A 26,888-nucleotide genomic window follows, 5' to 3' on the forward strand; every position below is an offset into this window, starting at 1 on the left:
CCCTGAGCAGTTCTATAACGTTGTGGAGATTTCGATGAACGGTTTGCCTTACACCATCCGGTAGCGCCGTTCCGGCCTGCCAATGCTGCCATAGCTGACTTCGGCCACTAGCGTGCCGGTTCCGGTCATGTATTCGAGATAGCGTCTTGCGGTCGTGCGCGATGCACCCATAGCGCTGCCCACTTCCTCTGCACTCCAGGGTTTGCCGTCGGCAATTAACTCCCGGATCTTGTCCAGGGTAATGACATCAATGCCCTTTGGCAGCCGGTGATGGCTGTCGTTGCCTGTGTCGCCGGCCTTGCGCGGGAGCAGGGCGTCTACTTCGTCCTGTCCCAGGTGTTTGAGTGCTGACAGGCGCGCAAGGTGATCACTGTAGCGGTTGATGGCTTCTTCCAGGCGCTCGAACACCAGCGGCTTCAGAATGTAGTCAAACACTCCGCCACGCAGGGCTGTGCGCAGTGTTTCCACCTCTTTGGCGGCGGTAATCAGAATCACGTCGCTGGTGTTGTTGCCGGCTCGCAGTTCGCGCAATAAATCCAGACCGCTGCCGTCGGGGAAATACACATCCAGAAGGATCAGGTCCGGTTGCAGCACCTCGGCCTGCTCCCGGGCGTCGGCCAGGGTGTGTGCAATGCCGCAAAGTTCCACCTGGTCCAGGCGCTGGATAAAGCGGCGCTGGATTTCCGCAATCTGGCGGTCGTCTTCGGCGATCATCAGTCGGATGGGGGGCACGGTTGGCTCCTGCCTGTGGGTGTTTTCGGTAAGTATAGAGTAAAGCGGCTGCCGCCTGCCTCGCCCAGATTTTCCACTGTTATCGAGCCGCCCCAGCTGTCCAGAAACTGGCGCACGAGATGTAGCCCGAACCCGTGTTCGTGGCCGGACTTGCTGGTTACGCCTTTTTCGAAAATCCGGTTCTGCAGCTCCGGTGCCACACCCGGGCCCTGATCTTCCACTTCGAAAATCAGTTCCTGGCCAAGATCGGTCATCGACAGTTGTACGTGGCCGTTTGCACCGGTGTGGCGACGGGTGGCTTCCAATGCGTTATCAATGAGGTTGCCCAGCACGCTTACCAGTTGATCCCGCGGCAGGTTATCGGGCAGGTCGACCATCTGGCTGCCAGGGTCTATGTCCAGATGAAGGCCCATTTCCCGGGCCCGGTTGTGCTTGCCGAGCAGGCAGCCGGCAATGATGGGGTCTGGTACCGCTTCGAGCAACAGGTGAATCAGCGCCTGATGGCTGCTGACTTCATTGCCGATGAGCTTCAGCGCGTCCTTGTAGGCACCGAGCTGGATCAGCCCGGCAATGGTGTGCAATTTGTTGGAGTATTCGTGTGTCTGGCTGCGCAGAGTGTCAGCGTATTGCTGGATGTGAGTCAGTTGCTGACTGACCTGATCCAGCTCGTTGCGCAGGCGGAAACTGGCCACCACGCCAATAATGTCGTTGCCCTGGCGCATGGGCAGCCGGTTGACCACCATCTGGCGGTTGCGCAGCCACACCTCGCGGTCGAAATCCGGGGTGCCGGTGGTCAGGACCGACATAAGGTCGCTTTCCGGAAGCACGTCCAGAATAGGGCGCCCCGCAATCTCAGTGTCTGTACTCAGATCCAGAGTGGTCAGAGCGGCACGGTTTACGGTGGTAATAATGCCGTGGCGGTTGATGGCAATAATACCCTCACGTACCGATTGCAGTGTGGCGTCGCGTTCCTGGAACAGACCGGCGATTTCTTCCGGTTCCAGGCCAAAAATAGCTCGCTTGAAATGGCCGGCGATAAATACTGCTGCCAGAATGCTGACCAGCAATACCACGCCCAGAACGCCGTACAGCACAAAATTATAGCGCTGCACCGTCGCTTCCACCTGGAGCAGGCTGTAGCCCACCGACACAATGCCAATAATGTCGCCGCTGTCAGGCGCGAATACAGGCGCTTTACCACGCATGGATTCGCCCAGATTGCCCAGCGCAAGTGCTACGTAGCCCTCTCCGTCTACCAATGCGCGGCGGCCATAATCTCCGTCGTCATCCGCCATTGAGTGACCGATGCGCTCGGCCGAAGGGTGGGCGAGGCGAATAGAGTTGTGGTCACCAATAACGATAAACAGGGCTTCGTTTGTGGTGGCCATTGTGCGGGTAAGGGCGTTGAGGGCCTCAGTGTCCCGTTGCTGTATCCCGCGGATAATGGCAGGGCTGGCAGCAACGGTTTTGGCCACCATCAGCGCGCGCTGGCCAATTTCGTTGTACAGGGATTCGCTGAGGTAATAGCCGGCAAATATCCCGATAAAGGCCGCTTGTAATGCGCTCACCAGACCCAGAGTGAGAATCATGCGGGTTTTGAGTTTTGTGCGTCGTTTTGCAGGCATAGGTTTCAGCCAGAGTCGTCCATCGTTGGAATGGGTAAAGGGTAGGGTACCGATGGCGGGTTTGCCCGTGAACTTTATGAACAAAAAAAACAATAGTTTTTTTAAATGCGTTACGCCCGCAAACTTCAGCAACTACGCATTGCATTTTACTCTGCTTGTTCAAACAACAAGTGAGGCAATGTATATGTTTCTCAAAACAACAATGGCATTTGCGGCTGCGGCCACCTTCAGCATGTCGGCCATGGCCTGGCAGCCCAGCGGCAAAGTTGAGTGTCTGGCACCTGCCGATCCGGGCGGCGGTTGGGATTTTACCTGCCGCAGCGTGGGCAATGTAATGCAGCAGCTGGACCTCGTAGAGGGGTCGGTACAAACCGTGAATATGGCTGGCGCCGGTGGCGGCGTGGCCTACGCGCACACCGTCAGCAAGCGTAAAAACGACGACAAACTGATCGTCGCGGCGTCTACTGCCACTACCACCCGGCTGGCGCAGAAGCAGTTTCCCGGTATGGATGCCTCCATGGTCAAGTGGATCGGCGCACTGGGTGCAGACTACGGCATCATCGCTGTTGGTAAAGATTCCAAATATGAAAACCTGACCCAGTTGATGGATGCACTGAAAGCAGATCCTCGCTCGGTCAAATTTGCCGGCGGCAGTGCCCGTGGCGGTTGGGATCACCTCAAGGTGTTGATTGCGGCGAAGGCCGCTGGTGCGGAAAAACTGCCATCCATTCCTTACTTGTCTTACAACAACGGCGGCGAAGCCATGACCCAGGTTGTGGGCGGCCAGGTTGATGCCTTCACCGGTGATGTGTCGGAAGCCACAGGCTTTATGGAATCCGGTGATCTGCGTGTGCTGGCGGTACTTTCAGAAGAACGGCTGCCGGGTAAGTTTGGTGATATTCCTACCGCCCGTGAACAGGGTGTTGATGCGCTTGGTCCGAACTGGCGTGGATTCTATATGCCGAAAGATACGCCTGAAGAAGCTCAGCAATATTGGGTAGATGCCATCGACACTCTTTACGCCAGCGAAGAGTGGAAAGCGGTGATGAAAAGCAACGGTCTGATCCCCTTCCACCCCAAAGCCGCTGAATTCGAAAGCTTTGTTACCAACCAGGTTCAGGAAATCGAAGATCTGTCCCGGGAAATAGGGCTGCTGAGATGACCGGCATGGGTGATCGTATTCTGGGCCTGTTCCTGCTGGTGCTGGCGGTTGCCTATGGCTGGGTGGCGCAGCAATGGCCTGAGCCCTTCGGTGGTTCCGAGGGTGTCGGGCCGGAAACCTTCCCCACCATGCTGGCGATCGTGCTGGTGGTGGGCAGCCTGTATCTGATGATCAAGCCAGATGCCGATGCCAAGTGGCCTGTGGGCAAGTCAGCCCTGGAACTGGTGATTTCGATCATTGTGCTGGTGGTTTACGCGATTCTGCTGGAGCCGTTGGGCTTTATTATCTCCACCACCCTGGCCGTTGGTGCCTTGAGCTGGCGCATGGGCGCCCCGGCATCCAGGTCGTTTGTAACTGGCCTGATCAGCGCCGTTGTGGTGTTTGGACTGTTTAACTATGGGTTGTCGTTAAGCCTGCCCAATGGCTTGCTGGGAGGCTTTTAACCATGGAAACCTTAGGCTTTCTGATGGACGGGTTTGCGGTGGCGTTAACGCCGTACAACCTTATGTTTGCACTGTTTGGTGCCTTTGTGGGCACCTTGATTGGCTGTCTGCCCGGCCTGGGCCCGGCGAATGGCGTTGCCATTCTGATACCGCTGGCCTTCACTCTGGGGCTGCCACCTGAAACTGCAATGATCCTGCTCACATCGGTATACGCCGGTGCCATGTATGGTGGTCGTATTTCGTCGATCCTGTTGAATATTCCGGGCGACGAGCCGGCCATGATGACCTGCCTCGACGGCTATCCCATGGCCCAAAAAGGCCGCGCCGCAGATGCTCTGGCTATTTCGGCGATTGCGTCCTTTGCAGGGAGCCTGATCGGGACCATAGGGCTTATCATGCTGGCGCCCATACTGGCGCGCTTTGCGCTCACCTTTGGGCCGGCAGAATACTTTGCGCTGTTTTTGCTGGCCTTCGCCACCCTGGGAGGCATAACCGGCAAAAACCCGATGAAGACGGTTATTGCGGCAACCCTGGGCATTATGATCTCTACTGTCGGTATCGACATATCCACCGGCACCCAGCGCTACACAGGTGGTGTGCTGGAACTGTATGAGGGTATCGACTTCATTCTGGCGATTGTGGGCCTGTTTGCCATCTCCGAGTTGCTGTTTTTTGTAGAAGCACGAATGGGCAAAGGCCGCAGCAAAGTGAATGTGGGCAAGCTGACGCTAAGCTTTAAAGAGGTAGTGTCGACAATTCCGACCCAACTGCGTGGTGGTCTGCTGGGCTTTATTGCCGGTGTGTTGCCGGGTGCCGGTGCGTCGCTGGGCAGTTTTATCAGTTATACCCTGGAAAAGTCGGTACTGGGTAAAAAAGGCCGCTTTGGCGAAGGTGACATTCGTGGCGTAGTGGCGCCGGAGGCAGGCAACAATGGTGCTGCGTCTGGTGCTTTGGTGCCAATGCTGACTCTGGGTGTGCCTGGCAGTGGTACCACAGCGGTTTTGCTGGCGATGCTGATTTCCCTGAATATCACCCCGGGGCCACTGATGTTCACCCAGAACGCTGACATTGTGTGGGGTGTGATTGCTGCCTTGCTGATCGGTAACGTATTGCTGCTGGTACTGAACATTCCGATGATCGGAGTGTTTGTGCGGCTGCTATCCGTACCGCCGATGTACCTGCTGCCGATTGTGACCATGGTGGCGTTTGTGGGTATTTACTCCATAAGCCACAGCACCTTTGATCTGTACTTCATGATCGTTTTCGGGGTTGGCGGGTTCCTTCTGCGCAAACTGGAAATCCCCATGGTGCCCATTATTCTGGGCCTGCTGTTGGGGCCGGAAATGGAGAAGAACCTTGGCCACGCGCTGATTCTGTCTGATGGCGACTGGACAACACTCTGGTCCAGCCCTCTGTCTATAGGTTTGTGGCTGGTCGCCGGACTTGGACTGGTGTTGCCGACCTTGTTCGGTCCTGTGTTGCGACGGCGCATGCGCACAGCCATCAAGGAGGGGCCAGTGAGCGATTAAGCGTTTGAATACGCTGTTCTGGCAGAAATATAAATGAATCTGCACCGGGCTTTGCCCGGTGTTTTTTTTGGAAAACCGTTACACTTGGACAAATTTCTCACGCCGCTCAGGACGTTATGTCAGATCTTTCTCTAATTCAGTATGCCCTGATCGCACTCATTTTTATCTGGAGTGGTTTTGTGCGCTCCGGGCTGGGCTTTGGCGGGGCAGTGTTGTCGCTGCCATTTTTGCTGCTGGTGAAAGACGATCCGTTGGTGTTCCTGCCGATAATCGCAGTGCATCTGCTGGTGTTTTCATCCTTGACCATCTGGATGAACAATCGCAGTTCTCCTGATAAAAAGGCCCGCAAAAACCGCCAGAAATTAACCGGTTTTGGGCCGGAGGTTGCCGTAAATGCGCCGGAAGGCACGGTGGACTGGCCCTACTTGTGGCGAATGCTGCGGATTATGATCGTGCCCAAACTGATCGGTGTATTTGGTTTGTTTACGTTGCCGGCAAATGTGCTGAGCGCGATTATTTTTGTGATTGTCGCGGTTTATTCAGTGTCATACATCCTTAACCGGCCGTTTCGCAGCAAGAACAAAAACGTGGATGTGGCCCTGCTGATGGCTGGTGGCTACATCAGCGGCACCTCGCTGATAGGCGCCCCTCTGGTTATTGCCGTTGCCGCGCAGCACCTGGCTCGGGAGAAACTGCGGGATACACTGTTTGGCCTCTGGTTCATTCTGGTGCTGATCAAACTGGTGGCGTTTATCTGGGTAGGGCTTGATCTGCAGCTTATTCATCACCTGTGGCTGCTGCCCTGCGCTGCCATAGGGCATGTGATAGGCCTGCGTTTTCACGAGCGTATTGTGAAGGCGGAAACGCCGGTATTTTTCCGGTTGCTGGGTGTGGTGCTTCTGGTGGTCAGTAGTGTGGGGATGGTCAGCGTGTTGTTTTGATCTCAGAGGAAAACCTGTTGCGCACTCAATGAAGTTAATTTATTTTAATAAACTTCCACTATAAGGAAGTGTAATACGATGCAGGATTTTATCGATAAGCTGGACATCAACCAATACCTTCCCGCCGCTCTGGACTGGGCAACCAACATCCTTCTGGCCCTGGTCATCCTGGTAATTGGCTTCTGGGTTGCTGGCAAAGCCTACAAGTCAGTTGTTCATATCTCTGCAAATTACGATCAACTCGACGACACCCTGTTCAAGTTTTTTGGCAGTGTTGTTCGCTATACCATCCTGGCGTTTGTCGGTATTGCCGTACTGAACCGCTTTGGCGTTCAGACTGCCTCCATCATTGCCTTGTTGGGTGCTGCTGGCCTGGCCGTGGGTCTGGCGTTGCAGGGTACCCTGTCGAATCTGGCGGCGGGCGTAATGCTGCTGATCTTCCGCCCTTACAAGGTGGGTGATTTTATTGATGCTGCCGGCAAGTTCGGGAATGTCACGGAGGTGGATATGTTCACCACTATCCTGCAAACCTTCGACAACCAGCAGATCATCATTCCCAACAGTCAGATCTGGGGGCAGCAGATTACCAACCATTCCCACCATCCGGTGCGGGGTGTGGATATGCATTTCGGTATTGCCTACAACGAAAGCATCGATGAAGCCCGCAAGGTAATCGACAGCGTTCTGGCCAGTCATCCTCACATTCTGGCTGATCCGGCACCATTCGTTGAAGTTGAAACCCTGAATAACAGTTCTGTGGACTTTCTGGTCAGGCCTTTCTGCGAAGGTGAACACTATTTCAGTGTGTTGTACTCGGTTCCTGAGCAGATCAAGAAAGCCCTCGATGAGGCAGGCATAGAAATTCCGTTTCCCCACCGGAAAGTTATTCTGGTGCACGAAAAGGAATAACTGAAGAACACGGAATACGCCAGGGCGGTAATCGGGGGATGTCGAAGCCCCGATTACCGGTTTTCTGAATCAGAGCCTGCCGAAAGCTGTGTCGAAATCCTTGGCCGCGGCATCTGTAAACTCGAAGTTTGTGCGGATATACGCCAGCGTAGCCTTTTCGGTTTCGGTCACGCTGGTGCCGTCCTGAGCAGATTTGAAGAGGTCGGCCACCTCATCTTTGGACAACTTGCCTTCTCCCTGCCCGGTAGTATGTTTGCGGGCCAGATCCAGTAGTTCCTTTTCGTACTTTTGACCATCAATTGTTTCATAAGCCATAACAAAGCCAACTCCATTTAACAGTGATTCCTGACCGCCTGAGACCGGGTGGTCCCGCTGCGGGTAGATGAGTGAACGGCTAAGCCATCCAGCTGATCTGTCTCATTTATACAAGCACAGGATATGGAATTGCGCAATGCGGCGCATCAGGCCGTAGTCGTTGGCCCAGAATGCCTGGCCAGTTGCTTAATTGTATCGGACAGTGCCTCGGGCGGCGCTGGCCTGCCTAACAGGTAGCCTTGCAAGGTATTGCAGCCTAGTCGGGTCAGAAGCTCCTGTTGGCCTGTTGTTTCAACACCTTCTGCAACAATCTTCATGCCCAGCGTTTTACCCAGAGCAATGATTGCCTGAATGATGGCTTCATCATCGTTGCCCTGAGCCAGCTCGGTAATGAAACCCCGGTCGATCTTAAGCTCGTTGGCGGGCAGGCGTTTCAGATACAGCAGGCTTGAGTAGCCTGTGCCGAAATCATCAATGGAAATAGATACGCCAAGTGCAGACAGTTTGTTCAGTACTTCAAGGCTTGCCTCTGCATCGCGCATGGCTGTGGATTCAGTAACTTCAAGCATGAGATGTGAAGGCGCCAGTGAGTTTTGCATTAATGCCGAACGGACAACGTCTACCAGACTGTCGTGTTCCAGTTGCACAGCGGAGAGATTCACCGCCACACTCCAGTCGCTATGCCCCTCGTCGTGCCAGACTTTCATTTGCCGGCAGGCCTCGTTAATAACCCAGTTACCAATGGGTACGATCAGCCCCGAGCTCTCGGCCAGGGGCAAAAAGCGGTCTGGTGACAGGAGGCCGTGCTCAGGGCTTTGCCACCGCAGTAGTGCTTCCAGCCCGGTTACGGGGCCGTTTGGTGCGATCAGTTTGGGCTGATAGTGCAACACCAGCTCATTACGTTCAGCCGCGTGTCGCAGGTTCTGTTGCATTTGCATTTGCAGATGCACATTGGTGTTCATGCTGCGTTCAAAAAAGCAGTAGCCGTTGCGCCCCTGTTTTTTGGCGTGATACATGGCAGCGTCTGCGTTGACCATCAGCTCATGCTCGGTCTGGCCATCCTGGGAATAAATGGCAATACCGATGCTCGTTGATATCTGGATGTGATGATTTGCAACCTCATAAGGCTGCCCGATTTTATCAATTAACCGCTGGGCAAAAATGGCTGAGTTTCCCGGTGTGCCAGGCTCAAGAAGAACGACAAATTCATCCCCTCCAAGCCTTGCAGCCGTGTCTCCCTCCCGCTTGCTCCCCAGAAGGCGCCGGGAGACTTCCTGTAGCAAAAGGTCTCCCACATGGTGCCCGTGGATATCATTAATAGCTTTGAAACCGTCCAGGTCCAGAAAGAGCACTGCGAACTCACTGTTGCTTCGCTCGGCCCTGTATATCGCCTGTTCCAGCCGGTCATTCAGCAGGACACGGTTTGGCAAGTGGGTCAGGTTGTCATGCAGGGCCAGCTTGATCAGCTCATTGTTGGCGCTATCAAGCGAATCTGACAGTCGGTTCGTACGTACATCGAGCATCGACACAATAAGTGCGATGGCAAAGACCGCGAGGCTTACAATGATGACCAGAGTGGCCAGCCATTTGGTATCGATGCCACTGTTGGCGGCGCCACAGAAACTATTGAGCGGGAACCTGGATGCGGCCATTCCGGTGTAATGCATGCCGATGATGGCGCAGCCCATAACAAGCGCCGCACCCATGCGGCCAAATGTGGCTTGTCTGTCTTCTTCGCGCAGGCGGAAAGCAAGCCAGAGTGCACCCACGGAGGCGGCTATGGCGATAATGATAGACAGCCCTACCAGGGAAGGGACATAAAAAATCTGGGGGTTCATGAGCATGGCATCCATGCCGACATAGTGCATGGACGCTATGCCCAGCCCCATCAGGATGCCACCCGAGACAAGGCGAAACAAAGGCAGCTTCTCCTGGCAGACCAGATAAAGTGCGAGCGCAGAGGAGGCTATGGCAATGAGTAGCGAAAGCACCGTCAGGGGAACGTCGTATCCCAGATCAATGGGCAGGCTGAAGGCAAGCATCCCGATAAAGTGCATTGACCAGATGCCAAACCCCATGGCGAAGGATCCGCCAAACAGCCACAACACAGCAGCCTGGCCTGAGGCGCTGGATACCCGGCTGGTCATGTTCAGGGCGGTGTATGATGCGAGGATTGCAACTATTATGGAACAGGCAACCAGCACTTCATTGTAACTGCTTACTAGCATCTTGAGCCTATGGAATATTGAGGTGGCAGGTGCCGGCAGACACAACAAAAGCTGCTTGTCCAACGCTTAGTTTATTGAGCGTATGTTATTGCAAAAAAAACCTGCTTTGATAGTGGTGATATGTTTTATTGCGTGAAGAGAATGTATATTTTGAATGACATTTCACATGGCAGTTGTGCGCCTAGCAGTCCAGGCGCTTCGTTTCTCCGCTTTGCACATCAAGGTATTCAATCTTCGCCGTTTTAAAGTTCAGTTCCACGAACAGGTGGCAGTAATAATCGCCATGGCGCCAGGCCATGGCGACACTGGAGTCGTTTGAGTAGTTCAGCTCGAACCGGCCGTCGAATGCCGGGTAGTTGCTGCGGAACTTCATCAGGCTCAGAAGGCGTTGCACCACTGGTTTCTGCACCTCCTGATCCACTTCTTCCAGACTGTAATAATGCCGGTTAATGTCGCGCAGTTCTCCGGTTTGTTCCATCAGTTCCTGGTCGTTGCAACCGGCCAGCAGCCCCACGTAATAGACCTGAGGAATGCCCGGGGTGAAGAACTGGATAGCCCGGGCCGCAATGTAGGCGTCATCGTTCTGCATCAGTGCATCGTAAAAGGTGCAGGTAAGCTGGTATATGGCGCCAACGCTGTGAATATTGGCCGCCGAACGGCGCAGAATCGGGTCTGCACTGCGGGCGTCGATGTTATGAATCAGTTCTTTGATCCTGTCATCCGGGAGTACCCCTTCAACATCCGGTATGCAGATACCATCGTGTGTGTCCAGAACCGTCACCATGTTGCGCGGGCACATGCGCAGCCAGTTCTTCAGGTAAACGCTGTTGGCGTCGAGCAGTGAGTAAAGCATAAGGGGGGGAAGGGCAAAGCCGTAGGGGTGCATGTTCCGTCGGCTGATGGCGTACTGATAACTGGTGTGGTCGTGCACCTCCGGCAGGCATTCGGCGCCGTGCTTCAGGGCAACCTGGTTGATCCAGTCGAGAATACGGTACACCTCTGGCTCTACCAGAAAGCAGCTGGTGCCTATGCGTTTGGTGGTGTAGCCAAAGGCATCGAGGCGGAGGAGGTTTACGCCCTTGGATGTGAGGAAGCCGATATAGCTTTCCATGAGTCTGTAGGCCAGATCTGAATCGTAATTCAGGTCGACCTGTTGTTCGGTGAAGGTACACCACACCCTCGTTTTGGTGCCATCGGCCAGGGTCACTTCCCGAAAGGGTTCTTTTTCCTTACGGATGTGGATCTTGGCCATGTCGTCCGGGGAGATGTCACCGAATTTATCCATGTGTACGAACAGGTCGGCGTGTTCGGAATCGAATCCGTTGGCGATGAAGTCCCGGAATTCCGGGGACTCATCAGATATATGGTTCACCGTCAGATCCACACACAGATCGTATTTCCGGGTGAAGGCTTCGATGTCGTCCCAGGTTCCGAATGCCGGGTCTACTTCCTTGTGAGTCAGTGGCGAGAACCCGCTGTCTGCATTGGACGGAAAAAACGGGAGGATGTGCAGCCCGCCGATGGCGTCTGAAAGATATTTCTCCACCACCGTGTGAAGGTCCTTCAGATCTTTGCCAATCCGGTCCGGATAGCAGATCAGCTGTACTGCGTTTTTGAGCAGCATGGCTCGGCTCCTGCGTTATCAGTTTTTGGGTGAGTGCTGATCAGGCCGCGCTCTGGCCCAGAGATACGACTTTTTTCAGTTTGCTGATGCGTCGCAGCTCTACTGCGTCGATGAACTCCTTGCCCCAGTAGCCGATGTCGTAGCGACATACTATTTCGAAGGCTTCGCTTAACCGGTTTCGGGCTTCTTCCGGGGCCATGGCCAGTGCGTAGTAACAGGTATCCGCCAGGTCCTGCGGGTGGTGAGGATTGGCGAGAATGGCTCCCCGGAGTTCGGCGGCGGCCCCTGCAAACTCTGAAAGCACCAGTACGCCACAGCCCTTGGTAAGCCCTTGTGTTGCAATGTATTCCTTGGCAACCAGGTTCAGGCCATCCCGCAGAGGCGTAATCCACATCACATCTGCCATGGTGTAGTAGGCCACCAGTTCCTCGAAGGGCAGGGCGCGGAAGAAGAACTGCACCGGCGTCCAGCCAACCTGAGCAAACTGGCCGTTAATGCTGCCCACAGTCTGTTCAATCTGGGACAGCAACTCCTCGTAGATAGTCATGCCTTTTGCAGCGGGCACGCACACCAGCATAAGGGTGACTTTGGTCTTCAGTTCAGGATGCTCTGTCAGCATGCGCTCATAGGCGTGCAACTTTTCCAGAATGCCTTTGGTGAAGTCGAGACGTTCTACAGAAAGTATCAGCCGGACACCTGCCAGCTCCTCCCGGAGGCTTTCCATACGGGCGATAACATCAGTATCGGAGAGGGCATTACGAACGCGGCTCAGGTCCAGTCCGACCGGGTGCGCGCCAAGGCCGATTCTGCGTTCGTTCACTTTGATCTCGGTGCTCATTTCGTCCAGACCCACGGCGCAACCATAGGTCAGGAAACGGGGAGCACACCCGGCTCTGCGGGTGACTTCCAGCGGTGTAACACCCCGGGCCACATCGACGAAATTCTCGGCCTGCCGGGGAATATGGAACCCTATGTAGTCGCATTGAAGCAGGCTACTGATGATTTCCCTGCGCCAGGGCAGCACGTTGAACACATCGGCAGACGGAAAATAGGTGTGATGGAAAAAGGCGATGGTTACGTCCGGGCGCAGCTCGCGCAGATATGCCGGCACCATCCACAGGTTATAGTCGTGAATCCAGACCACTGCGTTGTCTGCCGCTTCTGCAGCCGTGCGCTCGGCAAAGAGCTTGTTAACCTTGAGAAATACCTGCCAGTGGTCGTCCCGGAAGGTAGCTCTTTCCCAGAAGGTGTGCAGTGTTGGCCAGAAAGCCTCCTTGGAGAAACGTTTGTAGAAGATGTCGACTTCTTCCTCACTTAACTTTACCCGAGCAGCCACCAGCTTTTCATAGCGGCTGGTGTCTACTTCGGTATGAGTCTGGAAGGGCCCCAGCTCGGGACTGTCAATTGACCAGGCGACCCAGGAACCGGCCTTGCCATCGGCAAAGAAGCTCAACAGAGTGGGGATGATGCCGTTCGGAGACCGGGGCCGGCGGCGGATCAGTTCGCCATTCTCCACTACCTCTTCATAGGGGAGGCGATGGTAAACGATAACCAGATCAGATTTACCCGGTCGCATGGTGTCCGGGATCTCCGCGTCTATACCGGCATGGCCCAGAAAACCGAAATGTTCAAAGGCTTCCAGAATTCCCCCACAGCCAGTTGCTTCGGCATGGAATACCCGAGCCTGGTGTTCGGTTTCTTCCAGCAGGCGGGGCTCGGAGGCGCCGACACACACACCTTTGAAACACTGCTGGTACATGGACAGATCATTAATAGTATCGCCAGCCACCATTACCGCTTCCGGGTCAGCGCCCAGGTGTTCAATCAGCCGGGTCAGCGTGCTTCCCTTGTTGACGCCACGGGGCAAAATGTCCAGATACTTGCCGCCTGAGAACAGAACATCGCAGGAAAGGGCTGCAGCTTTGGCTTTCAGGCCATCGCCCACTGCTGTGCTGTGGCAGAAGTAGGAAACGCGGCGCTCCTGAGGGACTTCCTGGCGCTGCAGGCCTTCGAACGACACCAGCGCCGCTTCGATGACCTGCTCGCCGGGCCAGAGCTCGTCAATTTCACCCTGTAGCGGCTGTATGGGTTGCTGGGAATCCCCGTGCACCACAGTGCAGCCAACATCACAGATGATGTAGTCAGGTTGTGGAATGGTGGGGTCAGAGAGCAGTGGCAGTACAGATTCAAGCCCTCGACCGGTTACAAACACCAGCTGGATTTCCGGGTGGGCGGCAATCAGTTGGTATAGCCGGATGCGATTTTCCGGATCACCTGCGAGAAAGGTTCCGTCAAGATCCGTGGCAAGTAACATGATAGTGCACTCCTGTCTGGCCTGTTTCCTTATGCTGCCTGCAGGATTTGTACCGGGCCGTTGTGTGAAGGCACGGATTTGGTGCATGAACTAACTGAATAGTTGCATAAAAACAACGAACTGGGCTCTGCCGGAAAATACCCGGGTTGTTGAATAAAACGGGCCAGGGTGATCGTGAAATGGTGCAGCCTGGTGCGGGGTGCGTTAATTCGGGGCTTCGTCCAGGCTATTCATTTAATCCCATGTTCTCTTGAGTGTGCTAAGTTTAAGGTGATGTATTGGCCGACGAACTGGGGCAGAAACGTCGAGCCCGTTCCGGGACGGAAAGGGGGAAATGGCATGCCAGGGATAAGCTACCCGCACAACATTGCTGTTACGGATTCGCAGGGAATCTACAGTACTATCATCAGCCGTATTGGCTTGGTGGTCATCGTAGTCAGTGCTCTGGTTCTTATGGCATGGGTTTTCGATGTCCAGATGGGCAAGCGTGTGCTGCCCGCCCTGGAAACAATGAAGTTCAATACGGCACTCTGCTTTCTCGTCTGTGGTTTCCTTTTCTGGCGCCAGCCATACTTCGGCAAGTCATCCGCCGGGGTGGCTATCATTGTGTCTCTGGCACTCGTCCTGTTCGTGGTGTCTGGCCTCACGCTTCTAGAGTATGGGGCAGGCTGGCAGCTGGGCATCGATAATTTTGTGATTCCGGATACGGCAACGCTTCCAGAAAACTGGCCGGGGCGTATGTCGGCTGGTACAGCGGCTTGTTTCAGCCTTATGGGCATCGCGTGGCTGGCCAATGTTACGACGTTGCGCCGATCTACAGTCGTATTGCAACTCCTGGCCCTGGCTGTGATCGTCATCAGCGGCGCGGCTCTGATCGGGTATATATTCGGCGTACGACAGTTCAGGTTGCCCGTTTTTTCTACCATGGCTCTGCACACGGCAGCGTTGTTCGTGCTCTGCGGTACCGGCATGCTTCTGATCCGGCCTCACGAGGGCCTGATGAGCTCCGCTGCAAGCTCCTGCATTGGCGGACGCTCTCTACGGCGCCTTCTGCCATTTATTATTGTGACTCCGGTGCTAATGGGCTGGCTCAGTATGCTGGGCGTGGCAGCCGGTTATTATGCTGAGGCATTCGGCTTCGCACTGAGCAGCCTGTCCAGCATTCTGGTGCTGGTCTTTGTCGGCTGGCTCGGCGCCGATGCGCTTAACCGGGAGGAAGAGCGCTTCCGGTCGACAGTGGATTCTTCCCCGGTAGCCACGCTCATGATTGACGGAAATGGCACCATTCAGATGGCTAACCGGCTCGCGCACTCCATGTTTCTCTGCCCGGAAGGTCAGCTGGTTGGCACGCAGATAGAGCATCTTATGCCTGTCCGGCTCCGTGGGAGCTATATGGATTTCCGACGCAAGTATCTGGAGTGCCCGGAAAAACGGGTAATGGGGGATAGTGAGGACCTGTTCGCCCTGCGTCGGGACGGCACTGAGTTCCGGGCCGAGATTGCTCTGAACCCTGTGCAGACCGCCGATGGTCGCTACGTTATCGCGGCGATTCTCGATATAACCCAACGTGTAGAGGCTGAGCTGAAAATTCTTCGTCTCAACCGCATTCATAAAGTTCTGAGCGGGATCAATACGCTGATCGTTCGTGCGCAGACCCTCGATGCACTGTATGAAGAGGTCACGTGGATAACGGTGGAAGAAGGTGGTCTGCCCGCAGCACTGGTTGTGGAACACGACAGGGGCTCGGGCCTGCTCACGATTCTCCACGCCCATACTAACGACAAGCAATTCCAGGTGCGGCAGCTATCCGGTTTCGAAACGGATGCTGTCCATGAATGCCTGCAGGCGCACAATGTTGTTACCCGGAATAACCTCGCAGAGGAGCATGGAAACCCTGATCTGATGGATCTGGTTGATCACGGAATACAGGCGATGGCCAGTTTCCCGCTGACGGCAAGAGGCAAAACCATGGACGCGGCTCTGGTGCTTTACCGGTGCGAGCCGTTTTCATTCGATAATGCCGAAATGAAGCTTCTGTATGAGATTGCCGATGACATCTCGTTTGCTATTGCTAACCTTCAGAAAAATCAGCAACTGGAGTACCTGACGCATTTCGACAAGATCACAGACCTGCCTAACCGGCTGTTGCTGACCGACCGGCTGCAGCAGGCCATATTTCAGGCCGACAGGCAGCAGGATATCGTCAGCATCCTGTATGCAGATATTGACCGCTTCAAACAGATTAATGGCAGCTTTGGGCACTCCGGTGGCGATGAAGTGCTCTGGCAGGTGGCGCAGAGGATTAGCGCATGCATCGGCAGGGACGATACCGTATCCCGTTGGGGCGGCGACGAGTTTATTGTTCTGCTTCCTGGTAAGGGCGCAGCACACGCCGCCGGGGTCGCTGACCGCATAGCCGGTGCGCTGCAGTCGGTGATCCTGCTGGAAGACGGTCGGGATCTGTTTGTTTCATGCAGTATGGGCATCGCAGAGTATCCCCGCGACGGCCTGGAGCCTGACCTCATAATCAATACCGCCAGAAAAGCTTCCCGACAGACAGGCTGAGAATCTGTACCCGGAGAAGCTGCTATCTATTCTTATCTGTCGCCCGCTACGCACCATGTTGGGGCGGCCAGTTTTATGCCGCACCATTTTAGACCAGTGTCGCCAGAAATAAGCCGTCTCATGTTGTCTGTTTTATCTGTAACAATATGAAATATATAGGGGATTTTAAAGTTTGGAACGGCTCGTGCAGAGCAGGGGTGTGTTACTGACGAACTGCGCAACCCACTAGAATGCAAAGGATGACGACATGGGAATCAACAAGAACGTTAAGCTGGGCCTTTCTGCACTGGCAGTCTCTATATCTCTTAGTATCTCTCTTAATGCTGTTGCCGCCGAAGATCCTATTAAAGTCGGTATCCTGCACTCCCTTTCCGGCACCATGGCGATCAGTGAATCCACCCTGAAAGACACCATGCTGATGCTGATCGAAAAACAGAACGCAGCCGGCGGTGTGCTGGGTCGTCAGCTGGAACCGGTGGTTGTAGACCCGGCCTCCAACTGGCCGCTGTTTGCAGAAAAGGCGCGTGAGCTTCTTGCAAAAGAAAAAGTTGACGTAATCTTCGGCAACTGGACGTCGGTTTCCCGCAAGTCGGTACTGCCGGTTATAGAAGAACTCAACGGACTGCTGTTTTATCCGGTTCAGTACGAAGGCGAAGAGTCCTCCGAAAATGTGTTCTATACCGGGGCAGCGCCCAACCAGCAGGCCATTCCTGCCGTTGATTACCTGATGAACGATATTGGCGTTGAACGCTGGGTTCTGGCAGGTACAGATTATGTTTATCCACGCACTACCAACAAGATCCTGGAGACTTATCTCAAGGATAAGGGCGTGGCGGCAGAAGACATTATGATCAACTACACGCCTTTTGGTCATTCCAACTGGCAGACCATCGTTTCCGATATCAAGGCATTTGGCAGCGCTGGCAAGAAGACTGCCGTGGTTTCAACCATCAACGGCGATGCCAACGTTCCCTTCTACCGCGAGCTTGGTAACCAGGGTATCGATGCTGCAGACATTCCTGTAGTTGCCTTTTCTGTAGGCGAGCAGGAATTGTCTGGTATAGACACGGCTCCTCTGGTGGGACATCTGGCGGCATGGAACTACTTCATGAGCGTTGATAGTGACGCCAACTACGACTTCATCGATGCCTGGACTGAATATACCGATAACGAAGACGCAGTGACCAACGACCCGATGGAAGCCCATTACATCGGCTTCAATATGTACATTGAAGCGGTCAGGAAGGCCGGCACTGCTGAGGTAGACGCGGTGAAAGACGCCATCATCGGTGTAGCCGTTCCCAACCTTACCGGTGGTTACGCCACCATGATGCCTAACCACCACATCACCAAGCCCGTACTCATTGGCGAGATTCAGGACAACGGCCAGTTCTCCGTAGTCTGGGAAACCGCATCTACCGTGGCTGGCGATGCATGGTCTGACTTCCTTCCGGGTTCCAAGGACCTGATCAGTGACTGGCGCAAGCCGATGTTCTGCGGAAACTTCAATGTGGTTACCGGCACTTGCGGTGGCCAGGAAAAAGCCGCTACGGAGTAAAGTTTTTAAAGGTTAATACTGTTTTGCGGGCGGGGGTCTTTTCCTCGTCCGCTTTTTTAACCTGACTGTTTCAGCGTAACCCCATACCTACCAGGACAGGACGCAATCATGGGCATCTCCAGACTGCTCAACCACCTTCTGCTCACCTTCCTTTTGTTGTGCCCCGGCATTTCCCAGGCACAGGTAGATGATCCGCAAGCACTGCAAATGTTTACCGCACTGGGAAACTCCTCGGTTGTGGAAAAAATAAAGGCTGTCAATCAGATTGCCAGTAGTGGCGACGAGCGCGCACGTGGCTGGCTGGAAGCTTTTGCCAGCAACAAGCTGGCCTACATCGAATCCAGAGGGCAATTCGTTATCGTGCTGAAAAACCGGGGCCGGAACTGGACCGTGGAAAACGCACTCACCGGCGAAAACCTGGGTGAAATCTCCCGCCGCGACATAGATACCCTTCGGGTCAACAACGCATTGCGTAATGAGCTGGCAAGCATTCTGTCGGTTATTGACCTGAAAAGTCCGGATGAGGACAACCGTTTATCCGCCGCCCGCGCCCTCAAAGGCAGCGTGGATGGCCCTCTGGCAGAGCGACTGCCGGAACTGATTGAAACCGAAGAGAGTAAGCCGGTTCAGGCTGCCCTTACAGAAGCTCTGGCCATCTACAAAGTGGAAGAGCAGGGCGATGTTGCAGCTGTGGCAACTCTGTCTGGTAGCCTCAACTCAGAAGCACGCGCTGCGCTGCAGCAGGCCATGCGCAGCGACGATCCTGTGCTGGTGGCTGCTGCTACCAGGGCCATGGCGAGTATTGAACAGAAACTGAAGGTGAACAGCGCCGTCGAGACCCTGTATTTCGGGTTGTCTCTTGGTTCTGTGCTGGTGCTGGCGGCTATCGGCCTTGCCATCACCTTCGGCGTGATGGGCGTTATCAACATGGCCCACGGCGAACTCATTATGCTGGGTGCATACACCACCTGGGGCATGCAGCAACTGCTACCGGGCCAGCCGGGCCTGGCGCTGATCCTGTCTATCCCCGCCGGATTTCTGGTGTCGGCACTGGCGGGCATCGCAATAGAGCGTAGCGTTATCCAGCACCTGAAAGGCCGCCCCCTTGAAACCCTGCTGGCTACCTTTGGTGTCAGCCTGATCCTGCAGCAACTGGTGCGCACGCTTATCTCGCCGCTTAACCGGACTGTTATCACACCTGACTGGATGAGTGGTTCGCTGATGATCAACGAAGCATTGTCTTTAACCCTTAACCGCCTGTACGTGATTGGCTTTGCGCTTGTAGTGTTCGCAGGCCTGATGCTGATCATGCGCAAGACCCGGCTTGGGCTGGAAGTGCGCGCAGTAACCCAGAACCGTGCCATGGCTCGTTCCATGGGCATTAAAGCGACCAGAGTGGATATCCTTACCTTCGCTCTTGGTTCCGGGGTGGCAGGCCTGGCTGGTGTTGCTCTCTCCCAGATCACCAACGTTGGCCCCAACCTTGGCCAGAGCTACATCATCGATTCATTCATGGTTGTGGTGTTTGGCGGTGTCGGCAACCTCTGGGGCACTCTGCTGGCGGGTATGGCGCTGGGTACTCTCAATCAGTTGCTGGAACCCTGGGCCGGCGCAGTGCTGGCCAAAATCATGGTGCTGGTTTTCATCATTCTTTTCATCCAGAAACGCCCCCGGGGACTCTTTCCCCAAAAGGGCCGTGCGGCGGAGGGTTAAGTTATGTGGTTAACAAGACCTCTGCAGGAACGCTCGACGCAGGTTTTTCTGGGCGTGCTCTTTGCCGCCCTGGCGATTGTCAGTGTGCTGCATGTGTTCATGCCCCAGGACAGCGCCCTGTATGTAAGCTCCTACACGGTCACGCTGCTGGGTAAGTACCTGTGCTACGCGCTGCTGGCCGTGGCGGTGGACCTGGTTTGGGGCTATCTCGGTATTCTCAGCCTCGGGCACGGTGCCTTCTTCGCCCTGGGTGGCTATGCCATGGGCATGTACCTGATGCGCCAGATTGGTGATCGTGGAGTCTATGGCGATCCGGTCCTGCCGGATTTCATGGTGTTCCTGAACTGGCACGAGCTGCCCTGGTACTGGCTGGGCTTCGATATGGCCTGGTTTGCTTTCATCATGGTGCTGCTGGCGCCGGGGCTTCTTGCCCTGGTGTTTGGGTTTCTGGCTTTCCGCTCACGAGTGACCGGGGTGTACCTGTCCATAATCACCCAGGCGCTGACCTTTGCACTGATGCTGGCCTTTTTCCGTAACGAGATGGGTTTTGGTGGCAACAACGGCCTGACCGATTTCAAAGACATTCTGGGCTTTGACCTGCGCACAGATGCTACCCGGCTCGGGCTGTTTATCGCCACGGGTATCGCTCTGGCGATTGGCTACGTGATCTGCCGCGGTATTGTTACCAGCAAACTTGGCCGTGTAAGCATTGCCTGCCGGGATGCCGAGGCGCGCACTCGCTTTCTGGGTTACCGGGTAGAACGGGTGCAACTGTTTGTGTTTGTGGTTTCCGCCATGCTGGCCGGTGTGGCAGGGGCGCTCTATGTGCCTCAGGTAGGAATCATCAACCCCGGTGAGTTCTCGCCATTGTTCTCCATCGAAGTGGTGGTCTGGGTGGCTCTTGGAGGCCGTGCCACGCTATACGGCGCTGTTATTGGTGCCATACTGGTGAACTACGGCAAAACGGTATTCACCGGCATCATGCCGGATGCCTGGCTGTTTGCTCTTGGCGGCCTGTTTGTTCTGGTGACCGTGTTCCTGCCCAAGGGCATCGCTGGCCTGGTATTCAAACCAGCAAAAGCGGGGAACAGTGGTAACACACCCTCAGAGCAGGAGACTGCCGCATGAGCTTTCTTCAGGAAATGACCAACAGGGACCGGGTTTTTGAGTTTCTCGCGCCGGCAAAGTCCCCCGTGGATGTGCGGCACGGCCCCATTCTTTACCTGGAAGACGTAAACGTAAGTTTTGACGGCTTCAAGGCCATCAACAACCTGAACCTGACGATCGACGACGGCGAACTGCGCTGCATTATCGGCCCGAACGGGGCAGGTAAAACCACCATGATGGACATAATCACCGGCAAAACCCGCCCGGATTCCGGCTCTGTATGGTTTGGTAGCCGCCATAACCTGCTCACCCTGAGCGAGCCGGACATTGCCTCTCTGGGCATTGGCCGTAAGTTCCAGAAGCCGACGGTATTTGAAGCCCTGACGGTATTCGAAAACCTGGAACTGGCCATGGCCACAGACAAACGGGTGTTTCCTACACTCACGGCACTGATGACCCCGGAATACAGGGATCGCATTGATGAAGTGCTGGAGATGATCGGCCTCAAGGCATTGCGCCAGGCCCTTGCGGGCATCCTCTCCCACGGCCAGAAACAGTGGCTGGAAATCGGCATGCTGCTGATGCAGAAGCCGCGCCTGCTGCTGGTGGATGAACCGGTTGCCGGCATGACAGAACAGGAAATGGAGCGAACCGCCGAATTGCTCACAGGCCTTGCCGGCAAGCAGTCTGTGGTGGTGGTTGAACACGATATGGGCTTCGTGCGTTCTATAGCCCGCAAGGTCACCGTTCTGCATCAGGGCAGCGTGCTTGCGGAAGGCACCATGGACCAGGTGTCTGCTGATCCGGAAGTGATCAAGGTGTATCTCGGGGAGGAAGCCTGATGCCAGTTGAAAACCTGATGCTGAAAGTCGACAAGCTCAACCAGTATTACGGTGAAAGCCACACCCTCTGGGATCTGGATCTGGACGTACCACAGGGCCAGTGCACCTGCGTGATGGGCCGTAACGGCGTAGGCAAGACCACCCTGATGAAATGCATCATGGGTGAGGAAAGCGTAAAAAACGGCAGCCTTGCCTTTGCTGATGGCATTGAACTCACCAGAAAGAAAATCGAAGACCGCTCCCGCCTGGGTATTGGATATGTACCCCAGGGACGGCAGATCTTTCCGCTGCTCACCGTGGAAGAAAACCTGCGCACGGGCCTGGCAGTGAGAAAGGATGGCAGCAAGAAAATCCCCGAACGCATCTACGAACTCTTCCCGGTGCTCAAGGAAATGAAGCACCGCCGGGGCGGTGACCTTTCCGGTGGTCAGCAACAGCAACTCGCCATTGGCCGGGCGCTGGTGATAGAGCCTCGCCTGCTGATTCTGGACGAACCGGGGGAAGGCATTCAGCCCAACATAGTGGCCCAGATTGGCGAGGTTATCCGCAAACTGATTGAGGAAGACGGTCTCACCGTGTTGCTGGTTGAGCAGAAGCTGCCATTTGCCCGCAAATACGCTGACCGCTTTGCCATTCTTGATCGTGGCCGTCGCGTGGCGGAAGGTGAAATCGCCGGCCTGACTGATGAACTTATCAAGAAGCACCTGACGGTATGACAGTACTTCAGCGAATGGAGCCATTCCAGCAACCTGCGCGCGCTTCAGGCCACCGGTTTGATCTGGAGCGGCATTGGGCAGCCGGCCTGTCTCTTGGCTTTGAAGCGAGAGACAAAGACAAGGGCGTTCCGGTTACCCGCCTGGTGCGCCGCAAACACCATGGCCCCTTAAGAGTCCAGCGGCCTTTCTACCCGGAAGGGCGACATGGCTGCTGCCACGTATACCTGTTGCACCCGCCCGGCGGGCTGGTCAGCGGTGACGAACTCCGAATTGAAGCCTCGGTGGGTGAGGGTGCTCACGCGCTGCTGACCACACCGGCTGCCGCCAAGCTCTATAAAGCCGACAGCCACGGTGTTGCCTGGGGCCAGCATACCCACCTGCAGGTGGCAAGAAACGGCATTCTCGAATACCTGCCCCAGGAAACCCTCGCTTTTGACGGCTCCCGGGGCAAACAGAGCACCACCATAGAACTGGAAACCGGCGCCAGATGTATCGGCTGGGAAATCCTCGCTCTTGGGCGCCCGGCCAGCAACCTGCCGTTTGTTTCCGGGCATCTGGAGCAGAGTTTCCGGTTGCAGATGAATGGCCGCCCGCTGTGGCTGGAACGCCAGCCCATGGACCCCACGCACAGCCGTTTCAAAGGCCATTGGGGCCAGGGTGGTGCCACAGTACAGGCCACCCTTTGGGTTGTCGGGCTGGAAGACGAAGCCGCTGCCATTGAAAAACTCCGGGAGCGCCTGCCGGCCAACCACCGGTGGGCTGTTACCCGGCGCCGCGGCGTTTTGCTGCTGCGCTATCTTGGGCAGGAACGAAACGAAGCCTGGGCGTTATGCCAGCAAGCCTGGGAACTGCTCAGGCCAGAACTAACCGGCCAGCCAGCCAGCGTTCCCCGCATCTGGCTGACCTGAAAACCCTTTGAATTGAGTAGCGATAACCGGAGCGATACACCATGGAATTAACGCCCAGAGACAAAGACAAACTGATGCTGTTTACCGCCGCCCTGCTGGCTGAACGCCGCAAGGCCCGGGGCCTGAAACTGAACTACCCGGAAGCCATCGCCCTGATCAGCGCTGAAATCATGGAAGGCGCCAGAGCCGGAATGTCCGTTGCCGAGCTGATGAGCAGCGGAGCGGAGATTCTGACCCGTGAAGACGTGATGGACGGAATAGCCGAAATGATTCCGGAAGTGCAGGTGGAAGCTACCTTCCCGGACGGCACCAAGCTCGTCACCGTCCACAACCCCATCGTTTAAAAGGCCAATGAGAAGCTACCTGCCTCGCCAACGCTTCTCACCGGCCTTTAAAGGAGGCTATTTATGATTCCCGGAGAGTACAAACTCAAAGACGGCGACATAGAACTCTGCGCAGGTCGCCCGCGCATCACGCTGGACGTTGCCAACACAGGCGATCGCCCGGTTCAGATTGGTTCTCACTACCACTTTGCCGAAGCCAATCCGGCCCTCACGTTTGATCGTGATCAGGCAAAAGGCTACCGGCTGGACGTAGCCGCAGGCACGGCCATTCGTTTCGAGCCGGGCCAGTCGCGGCAGGTCACTCTGATTCCCTTTGCCGGCGGACGTGAGATCTACGGTTTTCGGGGCGATGTGATGGGTAAACTGGAGGCGCAGAAATGAAGATTACAAGGCAGGCATACGCCGACATGTACGGCCCCACTGTTGGCGACCGCGTAAGGCTGGGCGATACAGAACTGTGGATTGAAGTCGAAAAAGACCACACCCATTACGGCGACGAGGTTAAATTCGGCGGCGGTAAAGTTATCCGCGACGGCATGGGCCAGAGCCAGCGTTGCGACGATGCGGTGATGGATACTGTCATCACCAACGCCCTGATTCTTGACTGGTGGGGCATCGTAAAAGCAGACGTGGGCATCCAGAAAGGCCGCATCGCCGCCATTGGCAAATCCGGCAACCCGGACACCCAGCCAGACGTCGATATAGTGATCGGCCCGGGCACTGAAATCATCGCGGGCGAGGGCAAAATCCTCACCGCCGGCGGCGTTGACCCCCATATTCACTTCATCTGCCCGCAGCAGGTGGAAGAAGCCCTCATGAGCGGCATCACCACCATGCTGGGTGGCGGCACCGGCCCGGCAACCGGCACCAACGCAACCACCTGCACACCCGGGGCCTGGCACATGGGTAAGATGCTGCAGGCGGTAGACAGCCTGCCCATGAACATTGGCTTTCTGGGCAAGGGCAACGCCAGCCTGCCAGAAGCACTGGAAGTGCAGATAAAAGCAGGTGCCATCGGCCTCAAACTGCACGAAGACTGGGGCACCACCCCGGCCAGTATCGACAACTGCCTGACAGTGGCGGATAAGTACGACGTACAGGTTGCCATCCACACCGACACATTGAACGAATCCGGCTTTGTGGAAGATACGCTGGCCGCGTTCAAAGAGCGCTGCATTCACACCTTCCATACCGAAGGTGCAGGCGGCGGCCACGCGCCGGATATCATCACCGCCTGCTCCAAACCCTATGTGCTGCCGTCATCCACCAATCCCACTCGCCCGTATACGGTGAACACCATCGACGAGCACCTGGATATGTTGATGGTATGCCACCACCTGGACCCCAACATTCCGGAAGATGTGGCTTTCGCAGATTCCCGTATTCGCCGGGAAACCATAGCGGCGGAAGACATTCTTCACGACATGGGCGTGATCTCCATGATCTCTTCCGACTCACAGGCCATGGGCCGGGTAGGAGAGGTTGTCTGCCGCACCTGGCAAACCGCCCACAAGATGAAAGTACAGCGCGGCCTGCTGCCGCAAGACGAAGAGCTGGGTGCCGACAACTTCCGCGCCAAGCGCTACATTGCCAAGTACACCATCAACTCTGCCATTACCCACGGCATTGCCCACGATGTGGGTTCGGTGGAAGTGGGCAAGCTGGCGGATCTGGTGCTCTGGAGCCCGGCATTCTTTGGTGTGAAGCCTGCCTGCATTATCAAGGGGGGCATGATTGCCGCTGCGCCCATGGGCGATCCCAATGCTTCCATCCCCACGCCTCAGCCCGTGCACTATCGCCGCATGTTCGGTGCCTTTGGTAAAGCCGCCAGTGCCACCCGCCTGACCTTTGTCAGCAAGGCCGCGCTGGAAGCCGGAATCGACAAGGAACTGGGTCTGGACAGCCCGCTCTCTGCCTGCACCAACGTACGGCAAGTCCGCAAGAGCGATATGAAACTGAACGACGCCTGCCCGCACATAACAGTAGACCCGCAAACCTACGAAGTGCACGCAGACGGCGAACTGCTGACCTGCGAACCGGCCTCTGAACTGCCGCTGGCCCAGCGCTACCACCTATTCTGAGCCGGATACCGGAGAACCCTATGCTGGAACTTACTAAACGCATTTCCCACGTGGAAAGCGCCGAAATCTTCGACAACCTTACCTTGCCCTACGAACTGCGCATGCGAGGCCGGTTACGCTCCACCACAGAAACCAGCCAGGACGTTGGCCTGTTTCTGGACCGTGGCCCGGTATTGCGGGACGGCGATCTGCTGCAGGCCAAAACCGGCGAGATCATCCGCATCCGTGCAGCGGAAGAGCCGGTAGTAACCGCTTACATCGAAGCCGGCCTGCCGCTGGCGCGGTTGTGCTATCACCTGGGCAACCGCCACGTGTCCCTCGCCATTGGCCAGAACGAACAGGGTGGCTGGGTGCGATTCCCGCCTGACCATGTTCTGGAAGAACTGGCGGAGCACCTGGGAGCAAAGGTTGTTCACCACACGGCATCCTTTGATCCTGAACCGGGTGCTTATGCGCAGACCGGAAAAGCCGATAGCGGCCACAGCCACAGCCATGGGCACGGCCATCGTCATGCTCACTCCCACTGACACTCCGGCTGCTGCATCGGGCGACCTGGCCTTGCTGGGCCTGATGCAACTGGTAAGCCCCGCGCTGCCCATTGGTGCGTTTGCCTGGTCCCAGGGGCTGGAAAGCGCCTTTGAGTTGGGCTGGGTAGAAAACGAAGCAGACTTGCAGGAATGGCTGGAAGGCGTTCTTGAAGACGGCCTTAGCCGCTGCGAACTGCCTTTGCTTGTGCGCCTGCAAACAGCCTGGGCTGCCGAAGATGCTGGTGCCATTGCACAGTGGAACGACTGGCTGCACGCCACCCGGGAAACCGCAGAACTGAGTGATGAAGACACCCGCCTTGGCGCGGCTCTTGTCACCCTCCTGCGCAGCCTTGGCCTGCTGCCGGAAGCGAACCTGATTCCAGATGAACCCGGATACATAACCATGTTCGCCTGGGTGGCCCATTACCGGAATGTACCTGAGCGCCAGACACTGCTCGGTTTTGCCTGGGCCTGGCTGGAAAACCAACTGGCGGTTGCCTGCAAAGCACTGCCCCTTGGCCACACCGCAGCCCAGCGCGTAACCGAACACATGCGCCCCTTATTGGTAACCGCTGTAGAGATTGCCCTGCAGCGGAGTGACGAGGAGCTTGGCCCCATTCTGCCCGGCCTGGCTCTTGGCAGCGCCTTACACGAAACCCAGTATTCGCGGCTTTTCAGAAGCTGAAACATAAAGACATGCACTCC

At 56.0% G+C, this 26,888-nt stretch carries 23 protein-coding genes; 17 read left to right on the plus strand and 6 right to left on the minus strand.

Annotated elements, in window-relative coordinates; all coding sequences use genetic code 11:
• Nucleotides 1–48: 48 nt before the first annotated feature.
• A complete protein-coding gene (locus CPA50_RS02215; RefSeq protein ID WP_096780844.1) occupies nucleotides 49–732 on the minus strand; it encodes a response regulator in 684 nt (227 codons plus the stop codon).
• Nucleotides 714–2,357 carry a sensor histidine kinase gene (locus CPA50_RS02220; RefSeq protein ID WP_096780845.1) on the minus strand — a complete coding sequence of 548 codons (1,644 nt, stop codon included), beginning with the start codon at nucleotides 2,355–2,357 and terminating at the stop codon, nucleotides 714–716. The genes CPA50_RS02215 and CPA50_RS02220 overlap by 19 nt, the downstream gene beginning before the upstream one ends.
• A gap of 184 nt (nucleotides 2,358–2,541) precedes the next feature.
• On the opposite strand from CPA50_RS02220, the gene CPA50_RS02225 reads away from it, so the two are divergent.
• The 5 genes from CPA50_RS02225 to CPA50_RS02245 all read left to right on the plus strand — a co-directional run bounded on the left by CPA50_RS02225 (nucleotide 2,542) and on the right by CPA50_RS02245 (nucleotide 7,341).
• The gene (locus CPA50_RS02225) at nucleotides 2,542–3,519 is read left to right on the plus strand and encodes a Bug family tripartite tricarboxylate transporter substrate binding protein (RefSeq protein WP_096782294.1); all 978 of its coding nucleotides are present in this window, start codon (nucleotides 2,542–2,544) and stop codon (nucleotides 3,517–3,519) included.
• Nucleotides 3,516–3,962 carry a tripartite tricarboxylate transporter TctB family protein gene (locus tag CPA50_RS02230; RefSeq protein ID WP_096780846.1) on the plus strand — a complete coding sequence of 149 codons (447 nt, stop codon included), beginning with the start codon at nucleotides 3,516–3,518 and terminating at the stop codon, nucleotides 3,960–3,962. Before CPA50_RS02225 ends, CPA50_RS02230 begins: the two co-directional genes overlap by 4 nt.
• 2 nt (nucleotides 3,963–3,964) lie before the next feature.
• Complete coding sequence (locus CPA50_RS02235; protein WP_096780847.1) at nucleotides 3,965–5,491, plus strand: tripartite tricarboxylate transporter permease; 1,527 nt, start codon at nucleotides 3,965–3,967, stop codon at nucleotides 5,489–5,491.
• 116 nt (nucleotides 5,492–5,607) lie between these two features.
• On the plus strand, nucleotides 5,608–6,432 hold the full coding sequence (locus CPA50_RS02240) for a sulfite exporter TauE/SafE family protein (RefSeq protein WP_096780848.1): 825 nt from the start codon (nucleotides 5,608–5,610) through the stop codon (nucleotides 6,430–6,432).
• Between the two features lie 78 nt (nucleotides 6,433–6,510).
• Nucleotides 6,511–7,341, plus strand: coding sequence for a mechanosensitive ion channel family protein (locus CPA50_RS02245; RefSeq protein ID WP_096780849.1), 831 nt, complete (start codon nucleotides 6,511–6,513; stop codon nucleotides 7,339–7,341).
• Nucleotides 7,342–7,410: 69 nt separating this feature from the next.
• Here CPA50_RS02245 and CPA50_RS02250 read toward each other — a convergent pair whose 3' ends face one another.
• The 4 genes from CPA50_RS02250 to ggpS form a co-directional block, all read right to left on the minus strand.
• Nucleotides 7,411–7,656: a hypothetical protein gene (locus tag CPA50_RS02250; RefSeq protein ID WP_096780850.1), complete on the minus strand. Its 246-nt coding sequence runs from the start codon at nucleotides 7,654–7,656 to the stop codon at nucleotides 7,411–7,413.
• A 146-nt stretch (nucleotides 7,657–7,802) separates the two neighbouring features.
• Nucleotides 7,803–9,884, minus strand: coding sequence for a putative bifunctional diguanylate cyclase/phosphodiesterase (locus CPA50_RS02255; RefSeq protein WP_096780851.1), 2,082 nt, complete (start codon nucleotides 9,882–9,884; stop codon nucleotides 7,803–7,805).
• A 181-nt stretch (nucleotides 9,885–10,065) separates the two neighbouring features.
• Nucleotides 10,066–11,508, minus strand: a complete 1,443-nt coding sequence (gene gtfA, locus CPA50_RS02260) for a sucrose phosphorylase (RefSeq protein WP_096780852.1) — start codon at nucleotides 11,506–11,508, stop codon at nucleotides 10,066–10,068.
• Between the two features lie 40 nt (nucleotides 11,509–11,548).
• Complete coding sequence (gene ggpS / locus CPA50_RS02265) at nucleotides 11,549–13,822, minus strand: glucosylglycerol-phosphate synthase (RefSeq protein ID WP_096780853.1); 2,274 nt, start codon at nucleotides 13,820–13,822, stop codon at nucleotides 11,549–11,551.
• 339 nt (nucleotides 13,823–14,161) lie between these two features.
• On the opposite strand from ggpS, the gene CPA50_RS02270 reads away from it, so the two are divergent.
• The 12 genes from CPA50_RS02270 to CPA50_RS02325 all read left to right on the plus strand — a co-directional run bounded on the left by CPA50_RS02270 (nucleotide 14,162) and on the right by CPA50_RS02325 (nucleotide 26,868).
• On the plus strand, nucleotides 14,162–16,387 hold the full coding sequence (locus CPA50_RS02270) for a diguanylate cyclase domain-containing protein (protein ID WP_096780854.1): 2,226 nt from the start codon (nucleotides 14,162–14,164) through the stop codon (nucleotides 16,385–16,387).
• A 247-nt stretch (nucleotides 16,388–16,634) separates the two neighbouring features.
• Nucleotides 16,635–17,945 carry an urea ABC transporter substrate-binding protein gene (urtA, locus tag CPA50_RS02275; protein WP_096780855.1) on the plus strand — a complete coding sequence of 437 codons (1,311 nt, stop codon included), beginning with the start codon at nucleotides 16,635–16,637 and terminating at the stop codon, nucleotides 17,943–17,945.
• Between the two features lie 108 nt (nucleotides 17,946–18,053).
• Entirely contained in the window at nucleotides 18,054–19,658 is a 1,605-nt protein-coding gene (urtB, locus tag CPA50_RS02280; protein WP_096780856.1) for an urea ABC transporter permease subunit UrtB, read from the plus strand.
• A 3-nt stretch (nucleotides 19,659–19,661) separates the two neighbouring features.
• A complete protein-coding gene (gene urtC, locus CPA50_RS02285) occupies nucleotides 19,662–20,786 on the plus strand; it encodes an urea ABC transporter permease subunit UrtC (protein WP_096780857.1) in 1,125 nt (374 codons plus the stop codon).
• A 14-nt stretch (nucleotides 20,787–20,800) separates the two neighbouring features.
• Nucleotides 20,801–21,607: an urea ABC transporter ATP-binding protein UrtD gene (gene urtD / locus CPA50_RS02290; protein WP_227519568.1), complete on the plus strand. Its 807-nt coding sequence runs from the start codon at nucleotides 20,801–20,803 to the stop codon at nucleotides 21,605–21,607.
• Nucleotides 21,608–21,624: 17 nt separating this feature from the next.
• The gene (gene urtE / locus CPA50_RS02295; protein WP_096782295.1) at nucleotides 21,625–22,323 is read left to right on the plus strand and encodes an urea ABC transporter ATP-binding subunit UrtE; all 699 of its coding nucleotides are present in this window, start codon (nucleotides 21,625–21,627) and stop codon (nucleotides 22,321–22,323) included.
• Nucleotides 22,320–23,231 carry an urease accessory protein UreD gene (locus tag CPA50_RS02300; protein ID WP_096780859.1) on the plus strand — a complete coding sequence of 304 codons (912 nt, stop codon included), beginning with the start codon at nucleotides 22,320–22,322 and terminating at the stop codon, nucleotides 23,229–23,231. Before urtE ends, CPA50_RS02300 begins: the two co-directional genes overlap by 4 nt.
• Before the next feature lie 41 nt (nucleotides 23,232–23,272).
• The gene (gene ureA, locus CPA50_RS02305) at nucleotides 23,273–23,575 is read left to right on the plus strand and encodes an urease subunit gamma (protein ID WP_096780860.1); all 303 of its coding nucleotides are present in this window, start codon (nucleotides 23,273–23,275) and stop codon (nucleotides 23,573–23,575) included.
• 63 nt (nucleotides 23,576–23,638) lie between these two features.
• Nucleotides 23,639–23,956 carry an urease subunit beta gene (locus CPA50_RS02310; protein WP_096780861.1) on the plus strand — a complete coding sequence of 106 codons (318 nt, stop codon included), beginning with the start codon at nucleotides 23,639–23,641 and terminating at the stop codon, nucleotides 23,954–23,956.
• Nucleotides 23,953–25,656: an urease subunit alpha gene (gene ureC, locus CPA50_RS02315; RefSeq protein WP_096780862.1), complete on the plus strand. Its 1,704-nt coding sequence runs from the start codon at nucleotides 23,953–23,955 to the stop codon at nucleotides 25,654–25,656. Before CPA50_RS02310 ends, ureC begins: the two co-directional genes overlap by 4 nt.
• 20 nt (nucleotides 25,657–25,676) lie before the next feature.
• A complete protein-coding gene (ureE, locus tag CPA50_RS02320) occupies nucleotides 25,677–26,183 on the plus strand; it encodes an urease accessory protein UreE (protein ID WP_096780863.1) in 507 nt (168 codons plus the stop codon).
• Entirely contained in the window at nucleotides 26,149–26,868 is a 720-nt protein-coding gene (locus tag CPA50_RS02325; protein WP_413772150.1) for an urease accessory protein UreF, read from the plus strand. The genes ureE and CPA50_RS02325 overlap by 35 nt, the downstream gene beginning before the upstream one ends.
• Nucleotides 26,869–26,888: the final 20 nt, after the last annotated feature.

This window comes from Marinobacter sp. ANT_B65 (assembly GCF_002407605.1).
In the GTDB taxonomy this organism is placed as follows: Bacteria; Pseudomonadota; Gammaproteobacteria; order Pseudomonadales; family Oleiphilaceae; genus Marinobacter.

Coding starts and splice junctions, on each gene's coding strand:
- CPA50_RS02245 (WP_096780849.1), top strand. CDS start 6,511: ATGCAGGATTTTATCGATAAGCTGGACATCAACCAATACCTTCCCGCC.
- CPA50_RS02270 (WP_096780854.1), top strand. CDS start 14,162: ATGCCAGGGATAAGCTACCCGCACAACATTGCTGTTACGGATTCGCAG.
- CPA50_RS02235 (WP_096780847.1), top strand. CDS start 3,965: ATGGAAACCTTAGGCTTTCTGATGGACGGGTTTGCGGTGGCGTTAACG.
- CPA50_RS02325 (WP_413772150.1), top strand. CDS start 26,149: ATGGGCACGGCCATCGTCATGCTCACTCCCACTGACACTCCGGCTGCT.
- ureA (WP_096780860.1), top strand. CDS start 23,273: ATGGAATTAACGCCCAGAGACAAAGACAAACTGATGCTGTTTACCGCC.
- CPA50_RS02225 (WP_096782294.1), top strand. CDS start 2,542: ATGTTTCTCAAAACAACAATGGCATTTGCGGCTGCGGCCACCTTCAGC.
- ggpS (WP_096780853.1), bottom strand. CDS start 13,822: ATGTTACTTGCCACGGATCTTGACGGAACCTTTCTCGCAGGTGATCCG.
- CPA50_RS02255 (WP_096780851.1), bottom strand. CDS start 9,884: ATGCTAGTAAGCAGTTACAATGAAGTGCTGGTTGCCTGTTCCATAATA.
- urtE (WP_096782295.1), top strand. CDS start 21,625: ATGCTGAAAGTCGACAAGCTCAACCAGTATTACGGTGAAAGCCACACC.
- CPA50_RS02300 (WP_096780859.1), top strand. CDS start 22,320: ATGACAGTACTTCAGCGAATGGAGCCATTCCAGCAACCTGCGCGCGCT.
- urtD (WP_227519568.1), top strand. CDS start 20,801: ATGACCAACAGGGACCGGGTTTTTGAGTTTCTCGCGCCGGCAAAGTCC.
- urtB (WP_096780856.1), top strand. CDS start 18,054: ATGGGCATCTCCAGACTGCTCAACCACCTTCTGCTCACCTTCCTTTTG.
- CPA50_RS02220 (WP_096780845.1), bottom strand. CDS start 2,357: ATGCCTGCAAAACGACGCACAAAACTCAAAACCCGCATGATTCTCACT.
- gtfA (WP_096780852.1), bottom strand. CDS start 11,508: ATGCTGCTCAAAAACGCAGTACAGCTGATCTGCTATCCGGACCGGATT.
- urtC (WP_096780857.1), top strand. CDS start 19,662: ATGTGGTTAACAAGACCTCTGCAGGAACGCTCGACGCAGGTTTTTCTG.
- CPA50_RS02310 (WP_096780861.1), top strand. CDS start 23,639: ATGATTCCCGGAGAGTACAAACTCAAAGACGGCGACATAGAACTCTGC.
- CPA50_RS02230 (WP_096780846.1), top strand. CDS start 3,516: ATGACCGGCATGGGTGATCGTATTCTGGGCCTGTTCCTGCTGGTGCTG.
- ureE (WP_096780863.1), top strand. CDS start 25,677: ATGCTGGAACTTACTAAACGCATTTCCCACGTGGAAAGCGCCGAAATC.
- urtA (WP_096780855.1), top strand. CDS start 16,635: ATGGGAATCAACAAGAACGTTAAGCTGGGCCTTTCTGCACTGGCAGTC.
- CPA50_RS02250 (WP_096780850.1), bottom strand. CDS start 7,656: ATGGCTTATGAAACAATTGATGGTCAAAAGTACGAAAAGGAACTACTG.
- ureC (WP_096780862.1), top strand. CDS start 23,953: ATGAAGATTACAAGGCAGGCATACGCCGACATGTACGGCCCCACTGTT.
- CPA50_RS02240 (WP_096780848.1), top strand. CDS start 5,608: ATGTCAGATCTTTCTCTAATTCAGTATGCCCTGATCGCACTCATTTTT.